Below are 25,013 nucleotides of genomic sequence, written 5' to 3' on the forward strand. Positions count from 1 at the left end.
TGATGAAAGCGTTGGAGTACGTCAAACACCGCGCCGCGTCGCCTGAACCGACGCGGACCGAACAGGAGTGAATGTGATGTCCAACCCCAATGCCGCCCAAGCGCCGGTCACCGTCGTCGGTCTGGGCCTGATGGGTCAGGCATTGGCCGCCGCGTTCCTCAAGAACGGGCACCCGACCACCGTGTGGAACCGCTCGGCCAACAAGGCCGAGGAACTGGTCTCCAACGGCGCCGTGCTGGCCCCCTCGCTGAAGGACGCCGTCGAGGCGAGCCCGCTGGTCGTCATCTGCGTCTCGGACTACGACGCCGTGCACCAGCTGCTCGACCCGCTGGAGGACTCGCTGGAGGGCCGCACGCTGGTCAACATGACCAGTGCCAGCTCGCAGCAGGCCCGCGACACGTCGAAGTGGGCGGTGGACCGCAAGGTCGGCGCCTACGTCGACAGCGCGATCATGGCCATCCCGCCGGCGATCGGCACCGACGAGGCCATCATGCTGTACTCCGGCCCGAAGCCGGCGTTCGACGAGCACGAGGAGACCCTCAAGGCGATCGCCCCCGCGGCGACCCTGTACCTCGACGAGGACCCGGGTGTCGCCAGCCTCTACGACGTCTCGCTGCTCGGCGTCATGTGGAGCGTCGAGAACAGCTTCCTCCACGGCGCCGCGCTGCTGGGCACCGCCGGCGTGAAGGCCACCGCCTTCCTGCCGCTGGCCAAGTCGCTCGCCGTCATGACGCTCGGCTTCCTCGACGCCTACGCCCAGCAGATCGACGACGGCGAGTACCCGGCCGACGACGCCACCATCACCACGCACATCCTGGCGATGGAGCACCTGGTCGACGAGAGCAAGGCGCTGGGCGTCAACACCGACCTGCCCCAGCTCATCAAGGTGTTCGGCCAGCGCGCGATGGACGCCGGCCACGCGGACAACAGCTACGCCGCGATGATCGAGCAGTTCCGCAAGCCCTCGGCCTGATCCCCCCTCGCGGCGCGCCCGGTCCCGGGCGCGCCGCGGGAGCACGTCCCGCCTCCGCAGGGGGCGGCGCCCCACCCGGCGGTTCACCGGAAACGCCATTTCCCGCGCGATACGGGAAATGGTCGGTGAACCGCTATTCGGCGTTGGTCGAAAAAGTGTCGCGGGCGCTGCCCGGGAACGTCGCGCGCAACGTGCCGGTAGTCGTCGGCCGCCTGCCGTCAATCGAATAACCGAATCTTTCATCGGATATCCGAAGTGCAGTTCAATGCGTGTAACGGTTAGATTACGGCCAAGTCGGGCCGGTCGTTGATTGCGCTCTGTCCGCTACTGTTGGCCGCAATCACTCGAATGCAGGACGGCGTCACCCGAGGCCGCTCCAGGTGAGTCACCGAGGGTGACGACACCCGCCGACGATGGACGCCGAAGCAGAACGCGCGCCCATCGCGGTTCGGCGTCGGCGCACGGCTCGACAATCGGCGACACCGTGGTCGCACTACGCCCTGTATCCGGTCGATTACACCAACTATGGCACACGCGGCATCGCCGAGTCCACAGCCGGCGGCCGACCATGCGCTCATTTCCGGTACCAGTTCTCGGAAGGAAACGAGGAACAGTGACGAACGAGGTGGAGCCCGGTCAAGCCGAGCACCGGGACCTGTCGCGGCGCGGTCTGATCAAGGCCGGTGTCGCGGGTGGTCTCGCGATCACCGGTGTGGCCGCGGCGGGTGCGGCGACCACCGCCGTCGCCGTCGCCGACGACCAGGACAAGGGGCCGAGGCAGAACTACGACGTGATCATCGTCGGCGCCGGGCTGGCCGGGGTCACCGCCGCGCGCGAGCTGCGCGCCAAGGGCAAGCGCGTCCTGCTGCTCGAAGCGCGCAACCGGGTCGGCGGCCGCACCTGGACCGACACCTGGCAGGGCCACCAGATCGAGCGCGGCGGCACCTGGGTCGACCGGTTGCAGCCCCACATCTGGCGCGAGCTCAACCGCTACCAGCTGCCGATCATGGCCGACTCCGGCGTGGACCGGGCGTACATGCCCACCATCGGCGGGTTCGGCGAGTACGACCCGACCGTGGCCTTCGTCCGGCAGGAGCAGCTGTTCAACTCCTTCTTCGAGGGGTCGACCACGATCTTCCCGGCGCCCTACGAGCCGCTCAAGCGGGCCGACCTGGTCGCCCAGTACGACGGGCTCTCGCTGCGCGACCGGCTCGACCAGCTGGCCTTCGCGCCGGAGGACGAGATCCTGGTGACCAGCTGGACCTCGCTGTACGGCGGGTCCAGCAAGCGCGGCGCGCTGACCCACATCCAGCAGTGGTGGGCGCTGGCCGGCGGCACGTTCGAGGGCTTCCACGGCGTCAACACCTACCGCCCGGCGCTGGGCACGGTGTCGCTGCTGAACGCCATGCTCGCCGAGTCCAAGCCGGTCCTCAAGCTCAACTCGCCGGTCAAGTCGATCACGCAGACCGCCCGGGAAGCCCGGGTCACCACGCGCGCGGGCGAGGTCTACACCGCGCCGGAGGTGATCCTGGCCGTGCCGGTGAACGTCTGGCGCACGATCTCCTTCAGCCCGGCACTCCCCGCCGCCCACCGCGAGGCGTCGAAGGCGGGCATCGGCGTGCCGCACGAGAAGAAGCTGTGGATCGACCTGTCCAACCCCTCCGACCGGTTCGTGGCGGAGGCGCCGGAGGGCCTGGGCTACCCGATCTGCTTCATGGGCCGGTTCAACGAGGGCCAGCCGGTGGTCGCGTTCAGCGTCGACAGCACCTTCGACGTCACCGACGCGGGCGCCGTGGAGCGGGCCGTGCAGAGGGTGATCCCCGAGGCCACGATGCGCGGCTACACCGCGACCGACTGGCACGTGGACGAGTTCGCCCTGGGCGTCGGCGCGTACCGCCAGCCGAACCAGCTCATCAGGCTGCACAAGAAGATCCAGCAGCCGCACGGCCGGATCAAGTTCGCGGGCGGCGACATCGCCGACGGCTGGAGCGGCTACATGGACGGCGCGATCGAGTCCGGCCTCAAGGTCGCGGGCTCGCCGACCCTGTCCGGCCCGGCCGCCGCGGCGGCCAGCGCCGAGGAGCGGATCTTCGTGCCGAAGGTGAAGCGGGGGGTGTACCGCGGCCTCGGCGGGAGGTGACCTCCGCGCGCCCTGAGGCCACCCGCTCTCCGGGGGGTCTCAGGGCGGTCTACGCGGGGTCTGCGGGACAGCGGTGACCGGAATACGCGGTCACCGCTGTTCACCATTTCACCTCGACAATCTCAACAAAGGAAAACGCGTGCCCGGACAAGGCATTCCGGAGCTAGGCTCCTGGCCATGAGCGCGTCCATCGGCAGCACCACCATGGAACCAGTCGAGTCGCTGTTCTCGTGGTTCCGCGAAATGCTTGATTCACGGCCGGTCACCCACGGCGGCGACCACGGGGTGGAGGTGTTCGGTTATGCGGACATCACCAGGATCCTCGCGGACACCAAGACGTTCTCCTCGGAGACGGCGCGGCTCTTCAACGCGCCGCACGTGGAACTCGACCGATTCGACGAGGGCAACCTGGTCACCACGGACCCGCCCCGGCACCGCAAACTGCGCACCGTCATCAGCCAGGTCTTCACCCCCCGCGCCGTCGCGAACCTCTCCGAGCGCATCGAACTGATCACCGCCCGCCTGCTGGACCAGGTCGCCGACCGGGACTCGTTCGACCTCGTCGACGCGCTCGCCTTCCCGCTGCCGATCACGGTGATCGCCGACGTGCTCGGCCTGCCCATCGAGGACGAGCCGCTGTTCCGCGTGTGGGGCGACGCGATCGGCGCGCTCGACGCCGCCACCGTCCCCCCGGACCTGCTCGACAGCGAGGTGGGGCCCGCGCTCCACGAGATGGGCGAGTACTTCCTGCGGCACGTGCGCGACCGCCGGGAGAACCCGCGCGACGACGTCATGAGCAGGCTGGCGAACGCCACCATCGACGGCGAGCCGCTGACCGACGGCGAGATGATCGGCGTCACCGGCCTGACCATGTTCGCCGGGCACGCCACCACGATGTCGTTGATCTGCACCGCGGTCATCCTCCTCGACCAGAACCCCGGGGCGCTGGCCGAGATCCGCGCGAACCGGGACCTGGTGCCCGGCGCGCTGGAGGAGGTGCTGCGCATGTACCCGCCGTTCCCGCGCCTGGTGCGGGTCACCACCACTGACACCGAGATCGGCGGGCACCCGGTCGCCGCGGGCCAGCTCGTGACGCCGTGGATCGGCGCCGCCAACCGCGACGCCGTCAAGTTCCCCGACCCCGACCGCTTCGACATCCACCGCAACACCGGTGGGCACCTGGTGTTCGGCCAGGGCATCCACTTCTGCCTCGGCGCGCCGCTGGCGCGGCTGGAGGGCAGGATCGCGCTGAACATGCTGCTGGACCGCTACTCGAAGATCAGCGTCGACCCCGCCCTCGGCGTGGAGTGGGAGAACCCCCACCAGATCATCTGCCCCCGCCGGCTGCCGGTGCGGGCATCTCGGTGATCTCGCAGTACACCACGCGGGCGGCGGTGGCCTGATCACAGGCGCCGGCGCCCGCGTGCCGCTCCCGGCGCAGGAACGCCGAGCCGGACGCCAGGACCCGCCTCACGTGCCTGCGCCGCGCGTCCGAGTCGTCGCCCACGTCGGCGAGCATGCTCCCGGCCGGACCCCTGACGCCGCTGTCCCTCGTGGACCGCAGGAACTCCAGCAGCCGGTCGATCGCGTTGTCCGAGATGGGTTCCAGGTTCATCACCAGCGCGTGCCGCAGCCGTGAACCCCACACCGGGCGGCGCTTGACCAGCTCCGGCCGCGCGGTGACGACCACCAGCACCGGCAGGCCCGCGAGCGACCTCGGCAGGTCCTCGACGAAGTCGACCAGGTGGTCGTCCGCGACGTGCAGGTCCTCGACGACCACGACGACGGGGCCGCACAGGGCGATCCGGCCGAGGAGGTACCGCCACGCGCGCAGCACCTCGGCGACCGGCACGTCCGGGGTGTCCCGCGCCGGGTCGACCAGACCGGTGAGGCAGGTCAACAACCTGCGCCGCTCGTCCTCCGACTGGACGAGCCGCTCCACCGCGCCGGCCAGCTCGGCCCGCACCGACTCGGCGGGGCCGTCCGGGTCCACGCCGCAGTACGAGCACAGCAGGTCGTTGAGCACGTCGGTGACGGTGTCCTCGACGAACCTCCGCGCGCGGCCGACCAGCACCCGCACCGGTTCGGCGGCGGCGGCGACCCTGCGCTCGAACTCCAGGGCGAACCGGGTCTTGCCGACGCCGGGGTCGCCGAGGACGGTCACCAGGTGCGGCGCCCCGAGGTGCCGGGTGCGGTGCAGGAGCCCGCGCAGCACCTCCAGGTCGTGCTCCCGGTCGACCACCGGCATGTCGTGCAGCGCCACGTACTCCTGCCGGAGCCCGCCGACCTGCCAGCCGAAGGACGAGTCGGCCCTGAAGTAGGTGACGGCGCACTCGGTGGCGCGCCTGGTGTTCTCGCACACCCGGATCTCGCCGACCGGGGTCTGCGAGAGCAGCCCGTGGCACTCGTCGAGCAGGACGCCGCTCACCGACGGCGCGCTGTCGTTGTCGGGGTGGTAGCGCACCAGCGCCTCGCCGGTGGCCACCGCGACGTGGACGGCGATGGGCGGCTCGTCGCAGGCGGCGTCCGGGAAACCGAGGCGGTCGCGGATGGTCAGCGCGGCGAGGACGGCGCGCTCGGCGTCGTCCTCGGCGGTGTCGGGCACGCCGAACAACGCCAACCAGATCGACCCGATGGAGGCCGCGACGGTGCCGCCCAGCGACTCCACCTCGGTGCGGATCGCGACCGCGGCCGTCTCCAGCGCCGTGTTGCCCATGCCCTGGCAGCGCACGATGAGCGTGCTGACGTCCTTGCGCTCGGCCACCATGCTGCGCAGCACGTGCACGGTGGGCGCCGGGACGAGCCCGGTGTCCTCGTGCCGGTCCGGTTCCGGCCCCGGGACGGGTCTTCGCGCCGGCGCCGGCGGCGCGGGGCGGACGTCGGCGGGCCTCGGCTGCTCGTCGGCCGGGTCGCGGGGGAGACCGGTCATCCTCTGCTTGATCTGCTGCTGCATCCCGACCGGGATCAGCCCCGGGTCGTGGGTGAGGATCGCCTGCTGCAGCGAGCGCAGCGCCGGGCTCGGCTCCAGGCCGACCTTCTCCACCAGGGTGGTGCGCACGGTGTAGTAGGCGTTGAGGGCGTCGGTCTGCCTGCCGCTGCGGTACAGCGCCAGCATCAGCTGCCCGCACAGGCGCTCGCGCAGCGGCTCGGTGGCGACCGTGCGCTGGAGCTCCGACAGGACCTGCTGGTGGTGCCCCCTGGCGAGCTCGACCTCGAAGTAGTCCTCCAGGGCGTCGAGCCTGGCGTTCTGCACCGGGGTCAGCTCGGGCCAGTGGATGCCGGACTCGACCAGGTCGGCCAGCGCGGGTCCGCGCCACAGCTCCAACGCCTGCCGCAGCAGCAGGGACGCCGCCGCCAGGTCGCCCTCGGCGAACCTGGCGCGCCCCGCCTCGACCTTGTGGTGGAAGTCCTGCACGTCGGTCTGCTCGGGCTCGACGCGCAGCATGTAGCCGGGCGGCTGGCTGAGCAGCACGGCGGAGCCGCCGCCGTTGGCCGACAGCGCCCGGCGCAGCCGCCAGACCGAGTTCTGCACGATCTTCCTGGCCGACAGCGGGACCTTGTCCTTGGGCCAGAGCGAGTCCACCAGCTGGCTGCTGGCCACGACGCGGTTCCGGTTGAGCAGCAGGAGCCCGAGGGTGGCCCGCTGTCGGGTGCCGCCGAGGTCGACCAACTCGTCGCCGTGCACGACCTCTAAAGGGCCCAGCATCTTGAAGTAGGTCACTTTCTCTTTCCCCCAGAGATTCCGTCGCGTCCCACGGGGACGGCGTCGAGCCCGCCCCCACCGCAGCGTCTTGTCACCTGTACGTGAGCGTCGCACATCTACGGTGCGAACGCAGCAGCCCAAGCCGTCCCGCGTACGGCCCGAAGGTGTGAACGGCCCCGGAAACTTGACCCCCTGGTGGCGGTTGAAAACCGACCCCCGTCTTGCTTTTTATCGGGTTGTCTCGGCAATCGGGCGATTGCCGAGACGGCCGGCGTGTGGTGCGGGCGAATGTGAACGGCACTCCTGATCCTTCGGAATGCCCAAGTCCCGAAGGTGGGAAGGGTCACGGAACCCCCCCGGGGCCGGTCCGGGAACCGGTCGGCGGCCGTGGGCGCCGGGCTCGACGGCCTGGTCAGTGGTCTGGTCGGGCGACGGCGCAGGGGCGGGAGCGGGTGCGCCCGGTCGCGGGGGAGCCGTACGCCCGGAAGGGCCGGCGGTCGAGGGCGACCGACCGCCGGCCCCCTTTCCGCGAGGCGTCCGCTCACGCGGGTCGAGCGGTTCTGTCGGAGGACGACCAATCGTGCGATCGGCCGCGAAGAGGGGCGCGGACCCCGTGCGGCGCGTCGGTATGTGGCCGCAGTCACAATGGGGTCGTGCCCTCGTCCCGCGCATCACCCGCAACGGGCGGCGGGGCGGGTATTACTCGATTGAACGCCTTCTTCGCCACATGCGCCTAAAGGCGTCCGGGTGGTCCCGGGAAGGGTGCGGGAGTGCCTCGGGAAGGGTGCGGGAGTGCGCCGGGAAGGGTGCGGGAGTGCGCCGGGAAGGGTGCGGGAAAAGGGCCGTGCCCGTCCGCGGTGAACACGGCACCTCGCGTCCGGTCGTCCCCGGCCCCGTTCGCGGGACCCCGCGAACGGGGCCGGCCGAACGGGGTCAGCCGACCTTCGCGCCGTAGACGCGGTCGACCTTGAGCGTGATCAGGACCCGGCGCTCGGCGACCATGACCGCCCGGTACTCGTCCCAGTTCGGGTGGTCGCCCGCGGCGGCGCGGTAGTAGTCGACCAGCGCCTGGACCTCGGGGCCGTTCGGGTCGGTCCCCGGACCGGTCACGGTCACGGTGCCCTCCGCGGTCGCCCACGACCAGCCGTCGGGGCTGGTGACCTCCAGCGCGGCGCGCGGGTCCCGGCGCAGGTTCGCGACCTTGGCCGTCCCGGCGCTCGTCGACACGTGGACGACGCCCGCGTCCCGGTCGTAGAAGGGCATCACGGGGGACAGCTGGGGGAGCCCGTCCTGCTTGATCGTCGCGAGGACGCCGAGACGGCTCCCCGCGAGCAGGTCGCGTGGGTTGAAGGACGAAGCAGTCATGGGGGGATTATGGCGGTTCGCGCCCGTCTTCCGGTTCCCGGGGTGGCGCCCGCCACGTCAGTCCACAGTGGACGCGAAAAGCCCCTCGGCACGTCCCCGGGTGATCACCCCGGCACGGGCGCCGAGTGCACGCGGAGCGCGTGGTGGAGGTCGTACCGGACCGACGGGCCGATCAGCAGCGACCGGCCGAGGAGCTCCTCCACCCGGATCAGGCGCTTGCGCAGGCCGTGCGCGGAGATGCCCAGCTCGGTGGCGGCGGGGGCCGTCCGCAGGTCGTGCCGGAACCAGGTCCGCACGGTGGTCAGCAGCGTCCGCCGGTCGGCCGCCAGCAGCGGGGACAACCGGTCCTCGGCCCACTGCCGGACCTCCGGGCGGTCGAACAGCGCGTCGAACCCGACCACCTCGTCCGCCGCGCCGGGATGGGGCCGCTCGTCGAGCAGCTGCACCGCCAGGTGCAGCTCCGCCTGGACCGCGAACCCGGTGAGGTCGCGGTCCAGCTCGGCGCCGATGCGGTGCAGGCGCGAGGACAGCGTGTTGCGGTGGACCTTCAGCTGCGACGCCGCCCGGGGCCCGAACTCCAGCCACGACAGCAGCGTCGCCAGCAGCTCGAAGGCGTCGGGGTCCCGGGGGCGGGAGGGCCGGTACGCCAGCAGCGGTGCCAGCGTGCCCGCCGCCCAGGCGTGCCCGGCGCGGCCCAGCAGCTCGCCCAGCTCGCCCCGGGCCGAGAACCGGGCGTACCGCTCGGGCCGGTGGCGGGCCACCGACAACGCGTGGAACGCCTGCTTGTACCCGACCGGGACGTCCCGCAGCGCCACCGGCAGCCCGACGCCCACCCGCGTTCCGGGCACCGCCTCGACCAGCTCCCGGACCAGGCGGTCCGGCGGTGCGTCCGGGGGTTCCCCACCCGCGCCGTCGGACCCGGCCGGTGCGATCACGATGACGTGCCCGCTGTGGACCGGGCACGGCACGACCCAGGCGGTCCCGCCGAACGCGTCCCGGCACCGCGGGGAGAGCCGGACGCGCGAGTCCGGGGCGTTCGCGACGACGTAGACCCGCGCGAGGTCGGGCAGCGGCGGGCGGAGGACCGCCGCGGTCCGGCGGGCACCGGACACGTCCCCGACCATGAGCAGGTGCAGCACCGCTTCGCGCACCGCCGCGTCGGCGGCGTCGAGGCGCTCGGCGCGCTGCTCGGCGACCGCCGCGCGCCAGCACAGCCGCAGCGGGTTCACCGCGGCGGCGAGGAAGCGCCGGTGCTCCGCGCTCAGCGGACCCCGGCGCGCGACGACGAGCACCGGCCGCGCGGGCGGAGGACCCATCGGCAGCACCGCCACGTCGTGCCCGCCCGCGTGCACCGAGGCGGCGTCGACGTGCCCGGCGCGCACCCGGGCGACCTCCTCGGCGACGACGTGGAGCAGCCGCCCGGCGTCCGGGGGGACCGCGGCCTGCTCCCCGCCCGGCCCCGCGAGCACGACCTCCGCGGCCAACCGGCGGGCGAGCAGCTCCAGCACGCGCCGCACGCCGTCCGGACCGGTCGCCTCCCGGCACAACAGCCGCAGGTCGTCGGCGTGGTGGCTCGTGTTCTTCCGCGCGGGCAGGCTCGGCACTCCGGGCAGCTCCCTGTAGGTGGTCCCGTCCGCCCCGGACGGGGGTGGCACGGGCGGCCGGCGCAGCGGTGGGTGACCGAACGCCGGGCGCACTGTGCAGATCAATACTGGGGCGGCCCGGCCCGGCGGTCTAGCGTTCCCGGTGACCGCGACCGACCGGGGGAGGTCGGTCCGGGTGCCCGGCAGCGGGGAGCCGCGGGGGAACGGCGCTCCGCGGGGCACGGCGGTGGGGCGCCTCGGGCACCGTGGGGAGTGCCCGGGGCGTCCCACGCCCGTCCCACGCCCGCCCCGCCGCGCACAGCGGGCGTATCGCGGGCGTATCCGGAACCGCATACGCCACCGCAACGGCTCCCCGGCTCCACTGGGGGCATGAACCGGAGCGCGTCCCCGTCAGCACCGCCCCGCCGCGCGCGCCGGACCGCGCTCGTCGTCCTGGCGGTCCTCGGCCTGGCCGGCGTGGTGTTCGCCCTGCGGAAGCCGCTCGCGATGTCCGCCCCGGCGTGCGCGGCCGGGCGGTGGCGCGGCTGCCTCGACACGGAGAACGGCGTGGTGCTCGTGACGCTGGTCGGGCTGCCGCTCGCCGTGCTGGTGGCTTGGGTGCCGACCCTGGTGCGCCGCAGGCGCGCGGGCGGCGACACGGCGGCGTGGCGGACGTCGCTGGCCGAGGTCGGCCTGGTCTACGGGACGGTGCCGTTCGTCTGGTTGACCATGATGCCGGGCGAGGGGGCCGGCGCCGTCCCCGGCCGGGTGAGCCTGGTCCCGCTGCGCGACCTGGTCACGATGGGGCCGCTCGGGATCGTCGGCAACCTGCTGGTGTTCGCGGCGCTCGGGTTCTTCGCCCCCGTGCGGTTCGCGGCACTGGCCTCCCCGCTCCGGGTCCTGGCGCTCGGGGCGGGCTGCTCGGTCCTGGTCGAGGTCGCGCAGTACGCGCTGGAGCTGGACCGGGTCTCGTCCGTGGACGACGTGCTGGTCAACGCCACCGGCGCCGCCCTGGCCGCCCTGGCGTCGCGCCGCTGGTGGCGCACCCCGGCGGAGGTGCCGGCGGACCGTGCCCGATCGGCGGTGCGGCGATCGGGGAGCGGGGGCTGACAGCCGGCGCGTCGTGGCGGGAGGCCGGCCGGCACGTGGGGTGCCGCTGTGCGGCCGACCGGGACCGCCCGCGTCGCCGCCGGGAAGAAGAACGGCTTCCGCGTGGCCGACACCGAGCCGGCTAGGTGGGACCGGAAGGGCACCGCGCCGCAGACCTGTCCCGCGCCCCGCTGCCCGGACCCCGCGGCTGACCACCGGACCACGCCGTCACCCGGGGCTACCATGACCCGCCCCCTGCCGCCCCGGGAAGGTGAACCGATGACCGCGCTCGACCGCCGAGCCCTGATCGCCCTCGTCGAGCGGTTCCAGCGCGGGGAGGTCGCCGAGGAGGAGGACGACGTGGCCGTGGCGGCGTTGGTCGCGGCCACGGGGAACCCGCACGTGCTCCAGCTCATCTTCTACCCCGAGGACGACGACGTGACCGCCGGGCAGATCGTCGAGCAGGCGCTCGCGTACCGGCCGATCGCGCTGTAGCGCCGTCGCCGCGCGGTCCGGGGGCCGGCCCGGCGCGCGGTCCTTTCGGGCAGACTTCGCCTTCCTGTCGTGATCGACAGCTCCCGCGCCGGTGAACGCCAGCAGAGTGGTCGGGACCGCCGCCGTCACCCTGCCGGGAAGGACCCGATGACACGACACCGATCACGGCTCGCCCCGCTGTTCGCCGTCGCCGCGCTCGTGGCGACCGCTCCGGCGATGACGACCCCGGACGACCGGGCCCACCTCTACCAGGTGCGCGCCCCGCTCGGCACCGAGCAGGCCCTGTTCGCCGGCGGCTTCGACGTCGTGGAGCACCGCGAGGGCGACGACCTCTTCGTGCTGGGCGACTCGACCACCGGCGCCGCGCTCCGCCGGGCCGGGTTCCCCGCCACCGCCGACCGGGTGCTGCCCGAGCCCGAGCGGTTCGCGGCCACCGCCGACACGTTCCACGGCGGGTACCGCACCGTCGACGCCCACCACCGGCACCTGGACCAGGTCGCCCGCGAGCACCCCGACCTCGCCACCGTCGTCGACTACGGCGACTCCTGGCTGAAGACCCGGGGCCGCGGCGGGCACGACCTGCGCGCCGTCTGCGTCACCCGCAGGCAACCCGGCGACTGCGCCCTCTCCCCGGACGCGCCCAAACCCCGCTTCTTCGTCTTGGGCCAGCTCCACTCCCGCGAGCTGACCACCGGCGAGATCGCCTGGCGCTGGATCGACCACCTCGTCGGCAGCACCGACCCGGAGGTCGCCCGCCTGCTGGACACCACCGAGTTCTGGGTCGTGCCCGTCGCCAACCCCGACGGCGTGGACAACGTCGCGCGGGGCGCCGGTTCCCCGGTCCCGCACCGCAAGAACGGCAACGACACCGACCACCAGGGCGTCACCTGCGGCACGGCGTCCCACGACCACCACGGGGTGGACCTCAACCGCAACACCGGCGCCAACTGGGGCCTCCAGAACGCCTCCGAGCGGCAGTGCGACCAGGACTACCGGGGCACCGGGCCCGACTCGGAACCGGAGACCCGGGCGCTGCAAGCGCTGTGGCGCTCCCTGTACCGCGACCGCCGCGCCGCCGACCCCGCCCAGCCCGCGCCCACCGACACCGCGGGCCTGGTGCTGTCCCTGCACAGCTACGGCAACTACGTGCTGTTCCCGTGGAGCGGCGGCCCGGTCGCCCGGCGCACCGGCAACGACGCGGCGCTGCGGGACCTCGCCCAGGAGCTGGCCGGGCTGGCGGGCCCCGACTGGCGGTACGGGCAGTCCGGCCAGGTGCTCTACTCCGCGTCGGGCACCACCGACGACTGGGTCTACGACGACCTCGGCGTCGCCTCCTTCGTGTGGGAGGTGGGCTCGCCACCCGAGCAGGCGTGCGGCGGGTTCTTCCCCGCCCACTCGTGCCAGGACGGGTTCTTCTGGCCGAAAACGCTGCCCATGCTGCTGCACGCGGCACGCCACGCCGCGGCCCCCTACGCGCCGGTGCCCGAACCGCCGACCCCGTGCGCCGCGCGGGTCGACGACACCGACGTCCCGGCGATCACCCGCACGCCGCCGGTGGTCGTGGCCATGACCGTCACCGGCTGCGCCGGCGGCGCCCGGTCCGCCTCCCGCGTCGAGGTGCGGTTCAAGAACCTGAAGAACTCCGTCATCACCCTGGACCTGGTCGCCCCGGACGGCACGGCCTACCGCCTCCAGCACCAGGTCGTGAGCACCCTGCCGGACCCCGGCGGCGCCTTCACCGTCGACCTGTCCCGCGAGACCCGCGACGGCACCTGGCAGCTGCGGGTGCACAACGTGGTCTGGGCGGGCACGGGCGACCTCGACCGGTGGAGCCTGGAGCTGTAGCCGGACCGGGGATCGTCGCCCGCGGCGATCCCCGGTCCCGTGAGCGGGCGCGGGTCAGAGCAGTTCGACGGTCACCGGGACGGCGTTGCCGAGGGTGTGGCCCACCGGGGAGGACCTGAGCACCTTCGCGTGCAGCGCTTCGACGTCCTCGCGCGGGGCGGTGGTGTCGATCCGGACCGAGGCGGTGATGGTGTCGAACCCCGCGTGCCCCTCGGCGAGACCGAGGAACACCCGCAGGTCGATGGTGCCCCTGAGGTCGACGGTCAGGCCGTCGACCTCGATCCCGGCGACGCTCGCGTTGGCCGCGTAGCCGACGGCGAGGCAGTTGCCCAGCGCGCTCAGGAGCTGTTCGACGGGGTTCGGCGCGGTGTCCGTGCCACCCAGCGCGGGCGGCTCGTCCGACGGCGTGGGGTCGAACCCGCGCACCCGCGCCTCCGACCGGAACCCGCCTTTCCACGCCACGCGCGCGGCCCACGTGGTCGCCGCCGCGGTCGCATCCGCCCGGATCGCCTCGACGAGGTTCCCGATCGACTCGACGTCGACCTCGTTCAGGGGGTGCTGCACTTCGGCGGTCATCGTTCGCCTCCCGGCTCGGCCGACACCAACGCCGGTCAGGATGCCGCGCGCGGGGGCCGCGCCGCGCCCCGTGCCGCACAGTGGGAAGCCCTGACAGCGGCGGCGGGTTCTGCTACCGGTCGCGCGCCGGTGCCGGGGCCCGGTCGTCAGTCGGCGAACGGCGCCGCGAGCACCACGTCCTCGACGGTGGGCACCGCGAAGCCCGGGAGGTGGCGGCGGCCCACCTCGGCGAAGGGGTGCATGAAGTACGCCGCGGGCTTGCGGCGGCAGTGGTCGAGGATCGTGTCGACGGTGTCGCGCTTGAACCCCGTGCGCGGGTGGGCGGCGAGCACCTCGGCCACGTCGTCGGGGTCCAGCGACTCCAGCCCGCTCCCGCCGACGTCCACCCCGGCGCCGGCGGCCACCGCGGCGATCTCCGGGCGCTTGCGCGCCGCGATGGAGTGGTTGGTGTGCAGCGCGATCGCGTCCCAGACCACCTCGGCGCGGTCGTCGGGCATCCCCCGCTCCCGCAGGAAGCGGCGGGCGGCGTCGGCGCCGTCCAGTTCGAAGCGCTCCGCCGGGCTCGTGAAGCGCTCGACGAGGCCGATGTCGTGCAGCACGCTGCCGATGAACAGCAGTTCGCGGTCGTAGCGCACGCCGGCGCGGTCCAGCAGCAGGGCACCGAAGTGGTAGGAACGCATGACGTGGTTGAACAGGGTCTCGGAGGACTCGTCGCGCGCGAACCGCATCGCCTGGAGGGCCAGGAGCGTGTCCGGTAGCCGGAGCCCGGTGAGGTGGTGGTCCGTGCCGTCCTCGGTGGAGGTGTTGTCCATGACTCGATGCTAGGGACGCCGCGCCGGCCGCAGGAGTGGCTGGATCGCCACATGTCAACGGGTTCGCGCCACCGCTTTCCCGGCCCCACGGCGCAGTATCGCTATTTCACGCGGCATTACAAGCGACCCGAAGGTCGTGGCTGCGGAGGGTCGGCGGGGCGGGGGAGGTCGTCCGCCGACCCCGGCGAAGGTCGCCCGCGGCGAAAGCGACGGCACGCCCCCGATCGCCCCGGTGCCGCCGGAACCTGGTCGCCGCAGGTCGGCGGTCCGGTGAATCGGTGCGGAACACCCGTCACCCCGCCGGTCCGCCGGTGACGACCGGCACGTCGTGGGCGGTGCGCGAGCCGGCACCGACGAGCGGTGACGTTCACCGTTGACCGGCGCGCGTGCTGACCGGACATTGCGTCCGAATGGCGGATATTCGGTGTCCCGACCTCGGGTAATCATTGTTGCTGGCCGCAGGACCTATCGCTTGGAATTGACTCTTCCGTGCGGTCGAACTCGCGTCGATTGAGTCGGGAACATGTCGTCGACAGACTAATCTGAGCAAGGTGGAGCCGGTGGTGCGTGATCGGGGAGCGCTCGTCGAGGAAATATCATCATGGCTTCGGTTGTCCGCAGAAGAACTCGACGCCAAGATCGTCGGGGAGGAAGCTCTCCGGGTCTCCGTCGAGGTGGATGCGCTCAACGCGGCCGCCGCAGCGGGCGACCAGGGAGCTTTTCGCCTCCAGCAGTTGCTGCTGGCGCGCATCTACGACCTCGTCATGAAGATTCCCGACCAGCCGACCGCCGAGGGGTCGCTGGTGATCAACGGAATCCTCACCGCGCTGGAACGCGCGACCATCGCCGCGGAGGATTCCGCGGTCGACTGGGCGGTTGTCGACGCGGCGCCGACCACGCCGGCGGAGTACCTGTCCTGGCTCAAGCGGAGTGCGCGCGGGCACCGGGTGTTCAAGCACCCCTACTACATGAATTTCATCCGCCGGCACGCCACGGCGGAGCACTTGCGCAAATACGTCATCCAGGAATCCGTGGTCGACGGGCGGTTCGACGACCTGCTCGCGCTCATGCAGGTGGGCACCGCGGGCCCGGCGAAGATGGAGATCGCCAACAACTTCTGGGACGAGATGGGCAACGGCAAGCCCGCCGAGGTCCACACCACCCTGTTCAACCAGCTCTACGAGGTCTTCGACATCAGCCAGCAGGAGCTGGAGGACTCGCTCACCGCGACCGCGCTGCTGTCGGGCAACCTCGCCGTGCTGCTGTGCCGCTACCGCCGGTTCTACCCCGAGGCCGTCGGCTTCCTGGGCATGACCGAGTGGCTGGTGCCGGACCGCTTCGTGCAGGTCGTCGGGGCGTGGGAGAGGCTCGGGCTGCCCGAGGTGGGCATCGTCTACCACCGCCTGCACATCACCGTCGACTCGCAGCACGCGGCGGGCTGGTTCCACAACATCGTCCTCCCGTCCGCCGACTCGGCCTACATGCGGCGCGGCATCGCCCGCGGCACCCTCTGGCGGCTGAACTCCTCGGCCCGCTACCTCGACGAGCGGCTCGACGAGGTCTCCGAGCTGATCACCGCGGACAGCTGACCCCGGCACACACCGCAGATCCGGTGGACCGGCCACCCGTCGTCGAGCACGGAAGGACCTGAGAATGCCCTTGAACGACAAGCGGTTCGCGATCGTGGACCTGCCCGAGGTCCCGCAGGAGATCCTGGACAGCTACGACCGCTGCCCCGTCGACGAGTACATGGGCAACGGCACCCGCTTCAAGCGGTTCAGCCAGTACCGGCTGCACCACGACGAGGTGGAGGGGTGGCGGTTCCAGCTGCTGGAGCACCGCGACTACACGACGTTCACCAAGTTCAACCCGGTCGCGGGCGGCATCAAGCGCAAGTACCTGCCGATCGAGGTCGACTTCACCCCGCTGATCCGCGCGGGCATGGACGGCTTCGAGCTCGACAAGAGCGAGGACTGGCAGATCAACGTCCACCAGAACCGCACCCGCGCCGAGGGCGGGCGGGTGGGGCCGCTGACCCCCGAGGGCGTGCACCACGACGGCCACGAGTTCGTCATGATCGCCGTCCTGCGGCGCAACAACGTCGGCGGCGGCACGACCCGGCTGTGGGAGCCGGGCGCGGACGCCCCGTTCTGGGACGGCACGCTGGAGCCCGGCCAGGCCGTCCTGCTCGACGACCGCGCGCTCCAGCACGACGTCACCGACGTCACCTCCGCCGACGGCGGTCCCGGCCACCGCGACATCGTCATCGTGGCGTTCTCGCGGTGGAAGGAGAAGTGGTACGGCGACGACCACGACCAGGCCGCCCTCACCACGGACGCGATGTAGCCCTCCGGTGGCCGATTTCGTCAAGTACCAGGCGCTGGGCAACGACTACCTGTTGATCGACCCCGCCGAGACCGACCTGCCGGTCGCGCCCGCCGCCGTGAGGCTGCTGTGCGACCGGCGGTTCGGCGTCGGGGCGGACGGGGTGCTGCGCCTGCCGGACGGACCCGTCCGCGCCGACCGGCCCGTCGCGCTGCACGCGGTGAACGCCGACGGCAGCGCGTGCGCGCGCAGCGCCAACGGCGTCCGGATGGTGGGCCTGCACCTGGCGCGGCGGCACCCCGGCGCGGACCGGTTCGTCGTGCTCACGCCCGCCGGCGAGTCCGTCGTGGACGTCCGCGACGAGGCGGCCGGGCTCGTCGAGGTCGACCTCGGCCCCGCCCGCGTCGACGCCCCGGGGCACCTGACCGCGGCGGGCGAGCGGTTCGACGTCAGCGTCGTGGACAACGGCAACCCGCACGCGGTGCTGTTCCTCGACGAGGTGGACGCCGGGGTCGCCCACGCCTTCGGCGAGGCCGTCGCCGGGCACGAGCGCTTCCCCGACCGGACCAACGTCCAGTTCACGACGGTGCCGGGGCCGGACGTGCTGCGGATCGAGGTCTACGAGCGCGGCGCGGGCTACACCCCGGCCTCCGGGGCGAGCGCGTGCGCCGCCGCGTCCGCCGCGCACGCGCGCGGGCTGACCGGCCGCCGGGTGCGGGTGGAGATGGCGGGCGGCGTGGTCGAGGTCGCCATCGGCGACGACGGCGCGGTGCGGCTGTGCGGAGAGGTCGAGCAGGTGTGCGCGGGTGACGTGTCGCCCGCCCTGAGGCGCAGGCTGGAGGGGGTCGCGTGACCGCGGCGCTGTACCCGATGAGGCAGTGGGCGTTCGAGGACACCCCCGGCCGCTACGAGATCGACCTGGGCAACAGCTACGTCCCGGTGCGCGACCTCTCGGACCTCGCCGTGCCCTCGTCCCTGGCCCTGGGCTACGGCTCCGACACCGGCACGCCGAGGCTGCGCGAGGCCGTCGCGGCGCGCTACGGCGAGGCCGCCGACCCGGACCGCGTGCTGGTCACCCACGGCGCCGCGGAGGCGCTGTACCTGCTGTTCACCACCCTGCTCCGGCCGGGCGACCGGGTGGTGACGTTCCTGCCGGGGTGGCTGCCGTCGGTGGACGTACCCGTGCACCGGGGGTGCCGGGTGGAGACCGTGGCCCGCACCGACGACATGGGTGTCGACCTCGACGCGGTGCGCGCCGCCGCCGGTCCGGACCTGCGGCTGGTCTACCTGGACTCGCCGGGCAACCCGGGCGGCCGGGTGGCGACCGACGAGCAGGTCACCGCCCTGGCCGACCTGCTGGCGGAGACCGACGGCTACCTCGTGCTCGACGAGGAGTACCGCATCCACCTGGCGGGCTCGGCGTCCACCCGGCACCCGCGCGTGGTGTCGGTGTCCGGGCTGGCCAAGGTCTACGGGCTGCCGGGCCTGCGGATCGGGTGGCTGCACGGCCCGGCCGACGTGGTGGCCGGGTGCGCCCGGCACAAGCACTACACCTCCATCGCCAACTCCGTGCTGTGCGAGGAGCTGGCGGCCGGGGTGCTGGACCGGCACGAGGAGTTCGCGGCGGCCTACGACGCCGCCGTCGCGCCGGGCCTGGAGGTGGTGGCCGAGTGGGCCGCCCGGCACACCGACCTCGTCCGCGTGGTCCTGCCGGAGGGCACGCCGTTCGCCTGGGCGTCGCCCACCTCCGGCGAGCCGTCGCTGGCGCTGTGCCGGCGCGCCCTCGACGCCGGGGTGCTGCTGATGCCGGGGGAGACCCTCGGCAGCGATCGCGGGTTCCGCCTGGGCTTCGCCCGCGACCCGGCCACCGTCGCCGAGGGCCTGCGCCGGATCACCCCGCTGCTTCGCCCTTGACCGCGCCGCCGGCGGTCGTCGTGCCCACCGGGGGCGCTTCCCCGACCACCGGGGGCACCTCGGCCACCGGCGGCGGCTCGGCCACCGGCTCCCGCTTGGGCGGCCGGGTCAGCAGCACGCCGCTGATGATGAGCAGCGCGCCGAGGACCGTGTTCCAGTGCAGCGCCTCGCTGAGGAACAGCACGCCGATCAGCGCCGCCCACATCGGCGTCAGGAACGCCACCGTGGACGCCACGGTCGAGCCGACCGCGCGGATCACCGTCAGGTTCCACATGTAGGCGATGCCGGTGCCGATCGCGCCCAGCACGACCATCGCGATCATCGGCCCCGCGCCCGGCCAGCCCGGCAGGCTCGGCGAGCCCGAGGCGAACGGGGCCACCAGCGCCAGTTCCAGCGCGGCCAGGCCGATCTGGATCGCGGTCAGCGTCAGCGCCGGCGAGTCCACGTCGGACAGGTACTTGCGGGTGTAGGTGTAGCCCAGGCCGTAGGAGGCCACCGCGAGCAGGCAGGCGATGCTGCCCGCGAGCATCGAGGCGTCCACGCCGTCCCACACGCCGAGCACGACGAGCGCGCCGGTGAACCCGGTGACCAGACCCGCCAGCCGGCGCGGGGTCGGCTTCTCCGACGGCAGCATGACCAGCACCCACAGCAGGGTGAACAGCGGGATCATCGCGTTCCACACGCCCGCCTGGAGCGAGCTGATGTTCTGCTCCCCGAGGGCGAACAGGGCGAACGGCAGCGCGTTGAGCACGGTGCCCACCACCAGCGCGTGGCCCCAGACCTTCGCGCTGCGCGGCACGGCGAGCCTGCGCCCGAGCACCAGCAGCCACAGCACGGCCGCGCCGAAGAAGCAGCGCCAGAACGCCACCCAGGCGGGTTCGATGCCCGCCTCCACACCGATCTTGATCAGGGCGAAGCCCGACCCCCAGATCAGCGAGCAGGCCAGGAAGTACGGCAGCCACTTGGGGGGCTGCGCGCGCGGAGCGGTCGTCATGGGACGTCCTCGGGGAGCGGGGGGACGGGGAACGGTGGGGATCAGGCGGCGGCCGCGACGGCTGCTTCGGCGAACGCGGTCACGACCGGGTGCGGTGCGGCGGAGTCGGCGGTCAGCTCGGGCTGGAACGCCGTGGCGAGGAAGAAGCGGTGCCCCGGCAGCTCGGCGACGCGGGCCACGCCGTCGTCGTCGTGGCCGGTGAGCCGCAGCCCGCCGGCCTCCAGCAGGGGCGCGTAGGCCGGGGCCAGCTCGTGGCCGCTGTGGTGGCGCTCGGTGGTGGTGCCCGCGCCGAGGACCCGTTCGGCCAGCGACCCGGGGCGCAGCCGGATGCGGCGCTCGTGCCCCGCCAGCGGCCTGGCGGAGGGCACGATCAGGTGGTCGCGGGCGTCCGGCGCGTTCTCCGCGTGCGCGGCGCCGACCAGCCCGCACACCGACCGCGCGTACTCCAGCAGGGTGTGCGGGAAGCCACCGCAGGTCGCCAGGAACGGCAGGTCGCGCTCGCGCGCGGTGCGCACGGCGGCCAGCGCGCCGTCCTCGCTGAGGTAGGGGCTGCCGGGCACCAGCCACACGCCGTCGAAGGCGGCCAGCCCGGACACGTCGGTGGTGGGGGTCCAGTAGGCGTCGACGGCGATCCCGGCACGTCGCCACAGCGCGTCGAACAGGGTCGCGTAGCGGCCGTGCGCGCGCACGGCGGCGGAGCGCTCGCCCACCAGCGCCACCCGCGCGATCCACGGCCCGTCGTCCACGCCGCCATCATCGGCGCGAGGTCGAGTGCAGGTCAATCGATCATTGGCCATGTCCACATCAGCTACGCTTATCGACCGTGGACACCCGGCTGCTGCGGACGTTCTGCACGATCGCCCGGCTGAGGTCGTTCTCCGCCGCCGCGCGGGAGCTGGGCTACACGCAGTCCGCGGTCTCGCAGCACGTCGTGGCCCTGGAGTCGGACCTGGGGACGGCCCTGCTGCACCGCCGCCCGGTCGTCCTCACCGAAGCGGGCGAACGGCTGCTGGAGCACGCCGCCCCGATCCTGATGCGCCTGGACGCCGCGCGCGCCGACGTGGTCCGCGTGGCCGCCCAGCCGACGTCGCGGCTGGAGGTCGGCATCGCCCCCGCCGCGTCCGCCGTCGCGCCCGCCGTGGCCCGCCACGCGCGCCGCGCGGGCGTGCGCGACCTGACCCTGCGCGTCCTCCCGCCCGTCGCGGTGGCCGAGGCGGTCGCCGTGGGCGACCTGGACGTGGGCGTCGTCGCGGCGCCGGCCGTGCGGGCCGACCCGCTGCGCCTGCCCGCCGTCAGCTCCCTGAGCGCCACGCCGTCGACCGAGTCCCCGGCCCTGGTCGCGGTGGCCCGGGACCACCCGATCGCGGGTCGGGCGGGCGTCTCCCTGCCCGAGCTGGCCGACGCGCGCTGGATCGACGCGCCCGAGGCCCTGGGGAGCCTGGACGACCTGTGCGCCACCACCGGCCTCCCGCCGCTGCGCACCGCCGTCCGCTGCCTGGGCGCGGACCTCGACGTGCTGCGCCGGCTGCTCGCGGCCGGCGAGGGACTGGCCCTGCTGCCCGCCGAGGCGATCACGCCGGACCTGGTGGGCGTGCCGCTGACCGGGCTCGACCTGGTCTACCGGTCCGAGGTGCTGCACCGGCGCGAGGAGGACGGCGTCGTCGCCGCGCTGGTCGCCGCCCTGACGGCCTGAACCCCGTCCGGGAGGTCCCCGGCCCCGGTGGTCACCGGCGGGCGCGACGCGCCGACGACCGGGACACGTCCAGGTGATTCGACCGGCGCGGCGGTTGTCGGGAACCGCGCTGGGCAGCCCTGGACCACGGGAGTGGGAGGTGCTCGGTGACGTCGTTCCTGCGCGGTGCCGCGCTGCTGGCCGTGCTGGTCGCCACGGCCCCGCTGACGGCCCTGGTGTGCGGGGTGGCGCACCTGCTGACGCCGCGCCGGCCGTGCCGGGACCGCACGACGGTGCTCATCACCACCACGCACATGACCAAGAGCCTCCTGCTGGCCAGGAAGTTCCACGAGGCGGGCCACCGCGTGGTGACCGCGTCGGTCCCCCGGCACCGCTGGGGCCCGCTGCGGTTCTCCCGGGCCTCCTGCGCGTTCCACCTGGTCGCCGACCCCGGCGCGGACCCCGCCGGCTACGTCCGCGACCTCGTCGCGGTGATCCGGGCCGAGGGCGTGGACACGGTCGTGCCGGTCATCGACGAACCGGGCCTCGCGCAGCCCACCTCCGACGCCGTGCCGGTGCTGGCCGGGCACTGCGCGGTGCTGGCCAACGACCCCCGCACGCACCGCCTGCTCAACGACAAGGCGGGGTTCGCCGAACTCGTGCGGGCCGCGGGGCTGCCGTGCCTGGAGACGCGGCGGATCACCGACGTGCGGCAGGTGCGCGACGCCGTGCTCGCGGGGCGCGAGTACGTGCTCAAGCCGCCGGAGTGGACGTCGATGGCGGCCGACCACCGCGTGGTCGTGGTGTCCGACCGGGCGGCCCCGCCGGACGGGCTGCCGATCGGGCCGGACCGGCCGTGGGTGCTGCAGCGGCGCGCCACCGGCCGCGAGTACTGCGCGCACACGACGTGCCGCGCGGGCCGGGTCACCGCCTACACCTGCTCCGAGTCCTCGCCGCTCCAGCTGAACTACCGCCACGTCGAGGTGCCCGCGATCTGGCGGTGGGTGCGCGACTTCGCGGCGGCGCACCGGCTGGACGGCCAGGTGTCGTTCGACTTCATCGTCGACGAGGACGGCGTGCCCCGCCCCATCGAGTGCAACCCGCGACCCCACTCGGCGCTGGTGGCCTTCCACGACAGCCCGGACCTGGCGGCGGCCTACCTCGACCCCGACCACGAGGGCGTCACCCGCCCCCGGCCCGGCGCGCGGCCGGTGCACTGGCTGGGCGCGGAGCTGGGCCGGCTGGGGGAGGTGCTGCGGCACCGGCGGCTCGGGCCGTGGCTGCGCGACCTCGTGGGCGGCAAGGACGCGGTGTTCGACTGGCGCGACCCCCTGCCGTTCCTGGTGCTGCACCACGTGCAGCTGCCCCTGCTGGTGCTGCGCGCGCTGGCCGCGCGCAAGCGCTGGGAGCGCGTCAACTGGGCCACCGGGAAGCTCGTGTGACACCGAGAGGACATTCGATGACGGACTCGTGGGACGCCGACAAGTACGCCACCTCCGCCCACTACGACGGGTCGGGGCACATCCGGTGCGACCCCGGGGGGCGCTCGTTCACCGTCGACGCGACCTTCGACCTGCGCAGCGAGGTGCGGCTGGTGGACGGCGTGTTCGACGCCGCGACGCCCGACCTGGCCGAGGTGTACCGACCCGCGGGGCGGTGCGTCGCCGTCGTGGACGCCACCGTCGACCGCCTGCACGGCGACGCGCTGCGGGCGTACTTCGCCGCGCACGACATCCCCCTGGCGACGATGGTGTGCCGGGCGCTGGAGGAGGACAAGACCCTCGACACCGTGTGCCGCATCGCGGCGTTCCTGGGCACCGACGGGCACGACGTCGCGCGCGGCGAACCGGTGCTGGTCATCGGCGGCGGCGTGCTCACCGACACGGCCGGCCTGGCGTGCGCCCTGCTCAACCGGCGCACCCCGTACGTCATGGTCGGCACGAGCATCGTCTCGGCGGTCGACGCCGGACCGTCCCCGCGCACGTGCGTCAACGGCACCCTGATGAAGAACGCCCTGGGCGCCTACCACCCGCCGGTGCTCACCCTGGTGGACCGGTCCCTGTTCCGCACCCTGGCGCCCGAGCACCTGCGGCACGGCGTGGCCGAGATCGTGAAGATGGCCGCCGTGGACGACGAGGCGCTGTTCGAGCTGCTCCGGGAGCACGGCCGCGCCCTGCTCGACACCCGGTTCGCCGCCACCGGCGACGACCCGGAGCTCGCGGCCGTCGCCGACGAGGTCCTGTTCCGCTCCCTGCACGCGTACATGCGGCACGAGGGGACGAACATGTTCGAGACGCGGCAGGACCGCCCGCACGCCTTCGGCCACACGTGGAGCGCGAAGTTCGAGCCGGTCGCGGGGCTGCTGCACGGCCACGCCGTCGCGGTGGAGATGGCGTTCACCGCGACGCTGGCCACCCTGGTGGGCTGGCTGGACGAGGACGCCCGCGACGCGCTGCTGGCGGTGTGCCGCGACCTCGGCCTGGCCGTGCACCACCCGGTGATCGAGGACCTGGAGCTGATGAGGTTCGCGCAGGAGACGATGCGGCGCAAGCGCGGCGGCTCCGCGCTGTGGGCGGTGGCCCCGCGCGGCGGCCTGGGCAAGTGCGACTACCTGGCCGAGGTCGAGGACGGGCTGCTGGTCGAGGCGGTGGACCGGCACCGGGCGCGCTGCGAACGGTTCCCCGACGGCGGCGCCGGGCGGGGCATGTACCTGAGCGACGCGAGGTGGGCGTGATGCGACCGGTGACCCCGCTGTCGATCCTGGCCCGCGAACTGGACCTGCTGGACCCGCTCGACCGCGACCGCTCGTCCGCGCGCCTGGACCGCGCACGGGCGCTGGCCTCGGGGCTGGACGACTACCTGTCGGCGATGACCACACCCGAGTCCGACCGCCTCGCGGCGCTGAACCGGCGGACCACCGGGCACGCGTGGACCGACCACGGCGGCCCGGTGGCGACCCTGGAACCGGAGATGCTGTCCGGCCACGTCGAGGGGCAGCTGCTGAGGCTCCTGGTCGCGGTGACCGGCGCCCGCCGGGTGCTGGAGATCGGCACGTTCACCGGCTACTCGGCGCTGGCGATGGCCGAAGCGCTGCCGCCCGGCGGCCGGGTGGTCACCTGCGAGGCCGACCCGCGCGCGGCGGCCGTCGCCCGCGAGGCGTTCGCCGGGTGCGACCGCGTGGTGCTGGCGGAGGGGCCCGCCCTGGCGACGCTGGACCGGCTCGCCGACGCGGGCGAGGCGTTCGACTTCGCCTTCGTCGACGCGGACAAGACCCAGTACTGGGACTACCTCGACGTGGCCCACCGCCGCGGGCTGCTCGTCCCCGGGGCCCTGGTGGTGGTGGACAACACCCTGTACCAGGGCGAGACCTACCTCGACCCGGCGCACCGGTCGCCGCAGGGCGCGGCCATCGCCGAGTTCAACGCGCGGGTGGCCGCGCACCCGGCGTTCGAGCAGGTGCTGCTGCCGCTGCGCGACGGCGTGACGCTCATCCGCGTGCTGCCCTGACCGGGGGCGGCGGTCCGCGG

Annotated in this window: 21 protein-coding genes; 14 read left to right on the forward strand and 7 right to left on the reverse strand. The window is 73.4% G+C overall.

From position 1 onward, the window contains the following. Positions 1 to 76: 76 nt before the first annotated feature. The 3 genes from ACRAKJ_RS15035 to ACRAKJ_RS15045 all read left to right on the forward strand — a co-directional run bounded on the left by ACRAKJ_RS15035 (position 77) and on the right by ACRAKJ_RS15045 (position 4,481). Complete coding sequence (locus ACRAKJ_RS15035; RefSeq protein ID WP_447008990.1) at positions 77 to 973, forward strand: NAD(P)-dependent oxidoreductase; 897 nt, start codon at positions 77 to 79, stop codon at positions 971 to 973. Positions 974 to 1,586: 613 nt separating this feature from the next. After that, the gene (locus tag ACRAKJ_RS15040; RefSeq protein ID WP_447008991.1) at positions 1,587 to 3,113 is read left to right on the forward strand and encodes a flavin monoamine oxidase family protein; all 1,527 of its coding nucleotides are present in this window, start codon (positions 1,587 to 1,589) and stop codon (positions 3,111 to 3,113) included. A 177-nt stretch (positions 3,114 to 3,290) separates the two neighbouring features. Then, a complete protein-coding gene (locus ACRAKJ_RS15045) occupies positions 3,291 to 4,481 on the forward strand; it encodes a cytochrome P450 (protein WP_438926982.1) in 1,191 nt (396 codons plus the stop codon). Here ACRAKJ_RS15045 and ACRAKJ_RS15050 read toward each other — a convergent pair. The 3 genes from ACRAKJ_RS15050 to ACRAKJ_RS15060 all read right to left on the reverse strand — a co-directional run bounded on the left by ACRAKJ_RS15050 (position 4,441) and on the right by ACRAKJ_RS15060 (position 9,785). Further along, positions 4,441 to 6,834: a BTAD domain-containing putative transcriptional regulator gene (locus tag ACRAKJ_RS15050; RefSeq protein WP_438926983.1), complete on the reverse strand. Its 2,394-nt coding sequence runs from the start codon at positions 6,832 to 6,834 to the stop codon at positions 4,441 to 4,443. The genes ACRAKJ_RS15045 and ACRAKJ_RS15050 overlap by 41 nt on opposite strands. Before the next feature lie 915 nt (positions 6,835 to 7,749). Next, positions 7,750 to 8,181 (reverse strand): PPOX class F420-dependent oxidoreductase, encoded by a 432-nt coding sequence (locus ACRAKJ_RS15055; RefSeq protein WP_447008992.1) that lies wholly within the window; start codon positions 8,179 to 8,181, stop codon positions 7,750 to 7,752. A 104-nt stretch (positions 8,182 to 8,285) separates the two neighbouring features. Next, positions 8,286 to 9,785, reverse strand: a complete 1,500-nt coding sequence (locus tag ACRAKJ_RS15060; protein ID WP_438925717.1) for a helix-turn-helix domain-containing protein — start codon at positions 9,783 to 9,785, stop codon at positions 8,286 to 8,288. A 369-nt stretch (positions 9,786 to 10,154) separates the two neighbouring features. Between ACRAKJ_RS15060 and ACRAKJ_RS15065 the strand changes: the two genes are divergently transcribed. The 3 genes from ACRAKJ_RS15065 to ACRAKJ_RS15075 all read left to right on the forward strand — a co-directional run bounded on the left by ACRAKJ_RS15065 (position 10,155) and on the right by ACRAKJ_RS15075 (position 13,193). Continuing rightward, a complete protein-coding gene (locus ACRAKJ_RS15065) occupies positions 10,155 to 10,874 on the forward strand; it encodes a VanZ family protein (protein WP_438925718.1) in 720 nt (239 codons plus the stop codon). 258 nt (positions 10,875 to 11,132) lie between these two features. Then, entirely contained in the window at positions 11,133 to 11,348 is a 216-nt protein-coding gene (locus ACRAKJ_RS15070; protein WP_438925719.1) for a hypothetical protein, read from the forward strand. A gap of 147 nt (positions 11,349 to 11,495) precedes the next feature. Then, the gene (locus tag ACRAKJ_RS15075) at positions 11,496 to 13,193 is read left to right on the forward strand and encodes a M14 family zinc carboxypeptidase (protein WP_438925720.1); all 1,698 of its coding nucleotides are present in this window, start codon (positions 11,496 to 11,498) and stop codon (positions 13,191 to 13,193) included. Between the two features lie 54 nt (positions 13,194 to 13,247). On the opposite strand, the gene ACRAKJ_RS15080 is transcribed toward ACRAKJ_RS15075, so the two are convergent. Beyond that, positions 13,248 to 13,769 carry an OsmC family protein gene (locus ACRAKJ_RS15080; RefSeq protein ID WP_438925721.1) on the reverse strand — a complete coding sequence of 174 codons (522 nt, stop codon included), beginning with the start codon at positions 13,767 to 13,769 and terminating at the stop codon, positions 13,248 to 13,250. Positions 13,770 to 13,915: 146 nt separating this feature from the next. Then, entirely contained in the window at positions 13,916 to 14,581 is a 666-nt protein-coding gene (locus tag ACRAKJ_RS15085; RefSeq protein WP_438925722.1) for an HD domain-containing protein, read from the reverse strand. A gap of 611 nt (positions 14,582 to 15,192) precedes the next feature. On the opposite strand from ACRAKJ_RS15085, the gene ACRAKJ_RS15090 reads away from it, so the two are divergent. The 4 genes from ACRAKJ_RS15090 (at position 15,193) to ACRAKJ_RS15105 (ending at position 18,820) form a co-directional block, all read left to right on the forward strand. Continuing rightward, complete coding sequence (locus tag ACRAKJ_RS15090) at positions 15,193 to 16,170, forward strand: iron-containing redox enzyme family protein (RefSeq protein WP_438925723.1); 978 nt, start codon at positions 15,193 to 15,195, stop codon at positions 16,168 to 16,170. A 64-nt stretch (positions 16,171 to 16,234) separates the two neighbouring features. Next, positions 16,235 to 16,927, forward strand: a complete 693-nt coding sequence (locus ACRAKJ_RS15095) for a 2OG-Fe dioxygenase family protein (RefSeq protein ID WP_438925724.1) — start codon at positions 16,235 to 16,237, stop codon at positions 16,925 to 16,927. A gap of 7 nt (positions 16,928 to 16,934) precedes the next feature. Further along, on the forward strand, positions 16,935 to 17,759 hold the full coding sequence (dapF, locus tag ACRAKJ_RS15100; RefSeq protein WP_438925725.1) for a diaminopimelate epimerase: 825 nt from the start codon (positions 16,935 to 16,937) through the stop codon (positions 17,757 to 17,759). Further along, on the forward strand, positions 17,756 to 18,820 hold the full coding sequence (locus ACRAKJ_RS15105; protein ID WP_438925726.1) for an aminotransferase class I/II-fold pyridoxal phosphate-dependent enzyme: 1,065 nt from the start codon (positions 17,756 to 17,758) through the stop codon (positions 18,818 to 18,820). Before dapF ends, ACRAKJ_RS15105 begins: the two co-directional genes overlap by 4 nt. On the opposite strand, the gene ACRAKJ_RS15110 is transcribed toward ACRAKJ_RS15105, so the two are convergent. Together ACRAKJ_RS15110 and ACRAKJ_RS15115 are read right to left on the reverse strand one after the other, a co-directional pair. Continuing rightward, complete coding sequence (locus ACRAKJ_RS15110) at positions 18,798 to 19,814, reverse strand: EamA family transporter (protein WP_438925727.1); 1,017 nt, start codon at positions 19,812 to 19,814, stop codon at positions 18,798 to 18,800. The two genes, ACRAKJ_RS15105 and ACRAKJ_RS15110, sit on opposite strands and share 23 nt — an antisense overlap. A gap of 41 nt (positions 19,815 to 19,855) precedes the next feature. Continuing rightward, positions 19,856 to 20,560, reverse strand: coding sequence for a hypothetical protein (locus ACRAKJ_RS15115; RefSeq protein ID WP_438925728.1), 705 nt, complete (start codon positions 20,558 to 20,560; stop codon positions 19,856 to 19,858). Positions 20,561 to 20,637: 77 nt separating this feature from the next. On the opposite strand from ACRAKJ_RS15115, the gene ACRAKJ_RS15120 reads away from it, so the two are divergent. The 4 genes from ACRAKJ_RS15120 to ACRAKJ_RS15135 all read left to right on the forward strand — a co-directional run bounded on the left by ACRAKJ_RS15120 (position 20,638) and on the right by ACRAKJ_RS15135 (position 24,993). Then, a complete protein-coding gene (locus ACRAKJ_RS15120) occupies positions 20,638 to 21,507 on the forward strand; it encodes a LysR family transcriptional regulator (RefSeq protein WP_438925729.1) in 870 nt (289 codons plus the stop codon). Positions 21,508 to 21,653: 146 nt separating this feature from the next. Next, positions 21,654 to 22,928, forward strand: a complete 1,275-nt coding sequence (locus tag ACRAKJ_RS15125) for an ATP-grasp enzyme (RefSeq protein WP_438925730.1) — start codon at positions 21,654 to 21,656, stop codon at positions 22,926 to 22,928. A gap of 17 nt (positions 22,929 to 22,945) precedes the next feature. Continuing rightward, positions 22,946 to 24,220 carry a 3-dehydroquinate synthase family protein gene (locus ACRAKJ_RS15130; protein ID WP_438925731.1) on the forward strand — a complete coding sequence of 425 codons (1,275 nt, stop codon included), beginning with the start codon at positions 22,946 to 22,948 and terminating at the stop codon, positions 24,218 to 24,220. After that, a complete protein-coding gene (locus ACRAKJ_RS15135; protein WP_438925732.1) occupies positions 24,220 to 24,993 on the forward strand; it encodes a class I SAM-dependent methyltransferase in 774 nt (257 codons plus the stop codon). The genes ACRAKJ_RS15130 and ACRAKJ_RS15135 overlap by 1 nt, the downstream gene beginning before the upstream one ends. The last annotated feature ends 20 nt before the right edge of the window (positions 24,994 to 25,013 follow it).

The sequence above is a fragment of the Saccharothrix sp. DSM 118769 genome, from assembly GCF_052936295.1.